This is a genomic window from Halomonas sp. 707B3 (genome assembly GCF_024158645.1).
GTDB lineage: Bacteria > Pseudomonadota > Gammaproteobacteria > Pseudomonadales > Halomonadaceae > Vreelandella > Vreelandella lionensis.
On record NZ_JAMZBE010000185.1, the window covers coordinates 1 to 6,116 of the forward strand.

The 6,116-nt window shown below is 53.0% G+C and carries 6 protein-coding genes; 2 read left to right on the forward strand and 4 right to left on the reverse strand.

Features of this window, described 5'->3' with window-relative positions:
* Positions 1-132: 132 nt before the first annotated feature.
* Both BIS10_RS16805 and rnt read right to left on the reverse strand, forming a co-directional pair.
* The gene (locus BIS10_RS16805; RefSeq protein WP_083023871.1) at positions 133-1,392 is read right to left on the reverse strand and encodes a 6-phosphofructokinase; all 1,260 of its coding nucleotides are present in this window, start codon (positions 1,390-1,392) and stop codon (positions 133-135) included.
* A gap of 212 nt (positions 1,393-1,604) precedes the next feature.
* Positions 1,605-2,276 carry a ribonuclease T gene (gene rnt, locus BIS10_RS16810; RefSeq protein WP_083023868.1) on the reverse strand — a complete coding sequence of 224 codons (672 nt, stop codon included), beginning with the start codon at positions 2,274-2,276 and terminating at the stop codon, positions 1,605-1,607.
* Positions 2,277-2,488: 212 nt separating this feature from the next.
* Here rnt and BIS10_RS16815 point away from each other — a divergent pair, with 212 nt between their 5' ends.
* Both BIS10_RS16815 and BIS10_RS16820 read left to right on the forward strand, forming a co-directional pair.
* A complete protein-coding gene (locus BIS10_RS16815; protein WP_044627989.1) occupies positions 2,489-3,709 on the forward strand; it encodes an argininosuccinate synthase in 1,221 nt (406 codons plus the stop codon).
* Between the two features lie 51 nt (positions 3,710-3,760).
* Positions 3,761-4,093, forward strand: coding sequence for an HlyU family transcriptional regulator (locus BIS10_RS16820; protein WP_083023865.1), 333 nt, complete (start codon positions 3,761-3,763; stop codon positions 4,091-4,093).
* Here BIS10_RS16820 and BIS10_RS16825 read toward each other — a convergent pair.
* A complete protein-coding gene (locus tag BIS10_RS16825) occupies positions 4,090-5,292 on the reverse strand; it encodes an EAL and HDOD domain-containing protein (RefSeq protein WP_253506976.1) in 1,203 nt (400 codons plus the stop codon). The two genes, BIS10_RS16820 and BIS10_RS16825, sit on opposite strands and share 4 nt — an antisense overlap.
* A gap of 116 nt (positions 5,293-5,408) precedes the next feature.
* On the reverse strand, positions 5,409-6,116 hold a 708-nt coding region (locus BIS10_RS16830), incomplete at its 5' end, for a sensor histidine kinase KdpD (RefSeq protein ID WP_253506979.1).

The following is a 6,116-nucleotide window of genomic DNA, read 5'->3' on the forward strand; positions in this document are numbered from 1 at the left end:
GATTTATAACAGTCAGTGGCCACACCTAGCGCTGAAATACAAAACGCCCAATGCAGTGCACTGGGCGTTTGAGATGAAATAAGTGTCAATCTATTTCAGGACTAGACACCAGCGTTTCAGCCAGCCGAGAAGTTACAGTGTGAATTTAGGCAGCTTCTGCTCCACTTTCGCCAGCTTGAGCTTGGCGACTTTGGGCAGGCCATTCTCGAACGGAGGGAAGTCTTCGCCTTGGATCAGCGGCGAGAGGTAGTCTCGGCATGCTTGAGTAATGCCAAAGCCGTTCTCGCTGATGAAATCGCGAGGCATGAATTTCTCTTGGTTGGCAATTTGCGACAGCGGCGCAGAAATCACATCCCACTGGTAGGGGGTTTGTGAAATACGGCGGATCGCCGGCATCATGGAGTTCTTGCCCGCCAGTGCCAGCGTCACCGCTTCACGGCCCACTGCGTATGCTTGCTCAACGTCGGTTTTTGACGCTAAGTGGCGAGCCGCACGCTGTAGGTAGTCGGCCACGGCCCAGTGGTATTTGTAGCCTAAATCTTGCTTGATCATACCGGCCAGAGTGGGCGCAACGCCGCCTAGCTGGCGGTGACCGAAAGCATCGGTGTTACCCGCATCTGCCAGGAAGGTGCCGTCTTCGTAGCGCGCGCCTTCCGATACTACGATGACGCAGTAGCCGTACTTCTTAACGCTCTCATCCACCCGTGCCATGACCGCTTTACGGTTAAAAGCCACTTCCGGGAAGATAATCAGGTGTGGCGGCTCGCCTTCACCTTCGCCTGCCAGTCCGCCTGCGGCGGCAATCCAGCCCGCATGGCGGCCCATTACTTCCAGCACGAACACTTTGGTCGACGTGGCGCACATGGAGGCGATATCCAGCGATGCTTCACGGGTAGACGTGGCAATATACTTTGCGACGCTGCCAAAACCGGGGCTGTTGTCGGTAATGGGCAGGTCATTGTCGACGGTTTTAGGAACATGAATCGCGGTCAGCGGGTAACCAAGCTTTTCTGAAAGCTGTGACACCTTTAGGCAGGTGTCGGCGCTGTCACCGCCACCGTTATAGAAGAAATAGCGGATATCGTGCGCTTTGAAGACTTCGATCAGGCGCTCGTACTGGGCGCGGTGGGTATCAATATCCTTCAACTTGTAGCGGCACGAACCGAACGCACCGCCAGGCGTATGACGAAGTGCCGCAATGGCATCATCACTCTCCTGGGTGACATCGATCAGGTCTTCCGTCAGCGCACCAATAATGCCGTTATGGCCGGCATACACCTTGCCGATTTGGTCGGGGGCTTGCCGGCAAGCTTCGATAACGCCGCAGGCGCTGGCATTGATGACGGCGGTAACGCCACCGGACTGGGCGTAAAAGGCATTATGCTGGGCCATGGAAACGTCTCATCTCCTGAAAACGGGTGGTTTCATCGTTATTGACGGCAAGCGTTCGCTCCCTTGCTTGCCGATGCTTCACAGGCGCACTAAAAGTCGCCCTGTGAACCAAGCGCTCTTAATTGACGCAAAGTTTAGCGTAAAGCTATTTCTGCTGCATTACATGCTGTTTCAAGCCCGCCGCTGCGGGGGTTTTTAGCTGCCTGCGCGGATTACTCATCGCCACCGTCCAGCGCTTGTTCACGCTGGGCTAGTCGCCAGCCGCCCAAATCTTTATAGCGGTTAACCATTGCGCAAAACAGCTCAGCCGTGCGCTCGGTATCGTAACGCGCGGAGTGGGCCGCTTTGTTATCAAACTCAATGCCTGCCGCACGGCACGCTCTGGCCAGCACAGTTTGACCATATACAAACCCGGCTAGCGTCGCCGTATCAAAGCTTGAGAAGGGGTGGAACGGGTTGCGTTTGATGTTGCAGCGGTTGGCCGCGGCATTCAGAAAGCCGTGGTCGAAGGCAGCATTATGGCCGACGAGGATCGCCCGTGAGCAGCCGTGGGCTTTCAACGACTTGCGAATGGGCCGAAAGATCTCACCCAGCGCCTCGGATTCGCTAAGCGACACTTGGCGACGCAGCGGGTCATCCAGATTGATCCCTGTGAAGTCTAATGCCGACTGCTCCACGTTGGCCCCCTCAAAGGGGTGGATGTGGTACGCATAGGTCGCGTCAGGCAGTAAATTACCGTCCGGGTCCATGGTGAGGGTGACAGCTGCAATTTCCAATACGGCGTCCGTTTGGGCATTAAACCCACCCGTCTCCAAATCAATGACAACCGGTAAATAACTGCGAAAACGCTGGGCCATCAATTCGCGGGCAATTGCCTCGCTCATGCAGCTCTCCTTAGTAAAGCGAGTAGTCGGTCAGAATCAGCGGCGAGTGTTTGCCGCTATGGTTGGGTGATTCTAGCAGCTTTACCCCTAAGGCGTCGTTGACGGTATTCGCTGAGCATTGAGAACGCTATACTGACGGTTTGAATAAACAGGTAGCGCTGGCTTAAGGGCGCTACCCTTTCTGGTGAACTGCTTTTTACAAGGAGCAAAGAATGTCCGATGTCAAAAAGGTTGTGCTGGCATATTCAGGCGGCCTGGACACATCCGTAATCGTTAAGTGGTTGCAAGAGACCTACAACTGCGAGGTAGTGACCTTTACTGCCGACATCGGTCAAGGTGAAGAAGTCGAGCCTGCTCGTGCCAAAGCGCAAGCGCTAGGCGTAAAAGAGATTTACATCGAAGACCTGCGCGAAGAGTTCGTACGCGATTACGTCTTCCCGATGTTCCGCGCCAACACCATTTATGAAGGTGAGTACCTGCTGGGCACCTCTATTGCTCGCCCGCTGATTGCCAAGCGCTTGATCGAAATTGCTAACGAAACCGGTGCAGACGCTATTTCTCACGGTGCGACGGGTAAAGGTAACGATCAGGTGCGTTTTGAGCTGGGCGGCTACGCGCTGAAGCCAGGCGTTAAAGTCATCGCGCCATGGCGCGAGTGGGATCTCACTTCACGCGAAAAGCTGATGGCTTACTGTGAAGAGCACAATATTCCGGTCGATTTCTCCAACAAAAAGAAGAAATCTCCCTACTCCATGGATGCTAACCTGCTGCACATCTCCTACGAAGGCGGCATTCTGGAAGATCCTTGGGCCGAAGCCGAAGAAGACATGTGGCGTTGGAGCGTTTCTCCTGAAGCCGCGCCAGAGCAGCCGACTTACGTTGAGCTGACGTACGAGAAAGGCGACATCGTTGCGATTGACGGCGAAGCGCTGAAGGCACATGAAGTGCTGGAGAAGCTCAACAAGCTGGGTGGCGATAACGGCATTGGCCGCCTGGATATCGTTGAGAACCGCTATGTGGGCATGAAGTCGCGTGGCTGCTATGAAACGCCAGGAGGCACGATCATGCTGCGCGCTCACCGCGCGATCGAGTCACTGACGTTAGACCGTGAAGAGGCTCACCTGAAAGATCAGCTGATGCCCAAGTATGCCGAAGTAATCTACAACGGCTACTGGTGGAGCCCTGAGCGCCGCATGCTGCAAGCTGCTATTGACGAGACGCAGAAAAATGTCTCGGGTGTTGTCCGCATGAAGCTCTACAAAGGTAACGCTACGGTAGTCGGTCGTAAATCTGAGCAGTCGCTGTTTGATGAGTCTATCGCAACGTTTGAAGACGATGCGGGCGCTTACAATCAGAAAGATGCCGAAGGCTTTATCAAGCTGAATGCGCTGCGTCTTCGTATTGCCGCGGGCAAAGGTCGTCAGCAGAGCTAACGTTCAACAGTGGCCAGCCTCAGGGCTGGCCACTGCGTAACAGGAGCCGTTATGTTTAAGAAGTTGCTTTCAGGCTTATTTGGTTCGCAGGGCGGTGGTAACACGAGTACTGGCACCAAAGCGGCTGAATCGGTGGAGTATAAAGAGTATTTAATTATCTCCCAGCCCGATAACCAAAGCGGCCAGTATCGCGTGAGCGGCTGGATACGCAAACCCGATAGCCAAGGTGGCGCGCAAGAGCACCGGTTTGAGCGTTCCGATATGTTGCCGGGGCGTGAGGCTTGCGATGCGCTAATGGTGTCAAAAGCGCAGCGCTATATCGATGAAGTGGGGGATGCCATGTTCGAGCCCGACCCCCGCCGCGATAGCAGCACGGCTAGCTAATTATGGGCGTCCATTAGGGCGCGCGCTTCTATGGCTGCTTGCAACATAAGCTCTGCGGGCACGTCCGGGGTAGCAACACCCCGCTCGCAAGCTTCGACATCCCGTAACAGCTCTCCTAGTGGGCCCTGGTACCCTACAAGGGCGTGGCGAATAGCATGGTTAAGCGGTAGCTCTTGGAGCATGGTCTCTAAGTCAACACCTAAAATTATCGGCATATGCGAAAAAAGCCCGGTTATAAAGCTCTCTTCTCCATCAAGGCCTCGTTGTAAAGCCAACGCTTCGCAGGCAAACGCATGCGTTAATCCATTAATCAGATTAACTTTGCTGGCAGGGCTGTTGCCCGCCAGCATCACAATAGAAACCAGCGTTCTCAGCTCTTTCAGGCCAATAATATGGATGCAGTCCAGCAGTTTGTAAGCAGGACGCTGAGAGGCTTTCTCAGCTGAGTTGGCGCGTTTAAATACAGCATTAAGTAGATATGGGTCTCGCGCTATTAGTGTGCTTAATGCTGGCAGGCGTACTTTATCGCTATATAGCTGGGCGAGGAGCTGCATTTGATTGGCGCGGGACGAGCTACGGCGCTGGGTCTGCGTGGCTTGCACTTGGGGGCGTTGGTAAAAATACCCTTGAAACAGGCGAAAACCGAGTGCTTTACACCGCTCGAAATCCGCATAGGTCTCTACGCGTTCGGCCAGCAGCGTATACCCTTTGCTATAAAGGCGTTGAATAAGTTCTACGGGTAATCCAACCGATATATCGAATTTAACGATATCGGCAAGGTTTAATAGCGCACTATTGGCGGAAGTGAGCTCGAAATCATCAAGCGCTAACGTATAGCCTTTTGCCTTTAGTTGACGTAGAGCGGCGATCAGCGGCTCGCTCGGTTGAGTATCCTCTAGCACTTCGATAACAATTTGATTGGTCGGAAGGCCATCCAAATCGGGATTAAGCAGCCACTGTTCAGAAGCATTAATAAAAAGCTGACGCTGGCCGCAAAGCTTTTCCAAACCAATTTCATAAATAGCCACAGCACAGGCACGAGCGGTTGCCTGAACATCATCTAATACTGCGGCGCTATAGGCAGATATATCCCCACGGTAGAGCAACTCATCTGCAATATGTTGCAACTGGGCATTCACTATGGGCTGGGTGGCGATGGTGTAGTGGCCACTCTTCTCTTGTTGCGCTAATCCATGCATCGTGTTGCTGCTCCGCCGGTAACGGGTGAAAAGCGTGCGAGGGCGCGAAGAATAGCGTAAAAGAGTCAGCGGATGCTAGTTACACTGAGATACCATGCGTTAAACGGCACAATTGTTTACATAAAAGAGGCTTTCGGAAGTTCCAATACCATTTTGGTGCCACCTAATGGGGATTCGGTAGCCCATAGTTTGCCACCCAGGTGGTGAATTATAGCGCGGCTAATGGGCAAGCCTAAACCGCTTCCTTTAGGCCGACCTTGCATTGAAGTGTGCTCTTTAAGCTGCAGCTGATAGAATTTCTCAAAGACATTTTCGCGCTCTGTAGGCGGAATGCCTGGGCCATTATCCTCAACGCTAAGCTGAAAGGCATTGTCGATAGGATAAACAGACAGCTTTATCTTTGGGTGTTGAGGGTTAGCAAATTTTCGTGCATTTTCCAGTAGGTTAATAATGACCTGCTCAAGGCGGTCTGGGTCCGCAATGACAATGGCGGGAGCATCCGCTGCATAAAACTCAAACCCAATACTGTTCTCCTCATGTAAGCGGAAGATGGCATCGCTACTTTGTTTTGCAAGTTTTGTTAAGTTTACCGCCACTGGCTTCATGGTTAATCGGCCGCTTTCAAGTCGCGCTAAATCCAAAATCTCCTCAATAAGCCGGGAAAGGCGCTGGCTTTCCAGTACCATAATGCTGAGAAATTGTTGACGTTTATCGGCCGCGATATCGGGTGTGTCGCGTAAAATTTCTGCAAATGATCGTATAGATGTTAGTGGCGTGCGAAGTTCATGACTGACCATAGCGACAAACTCATCTTTCATGCGATC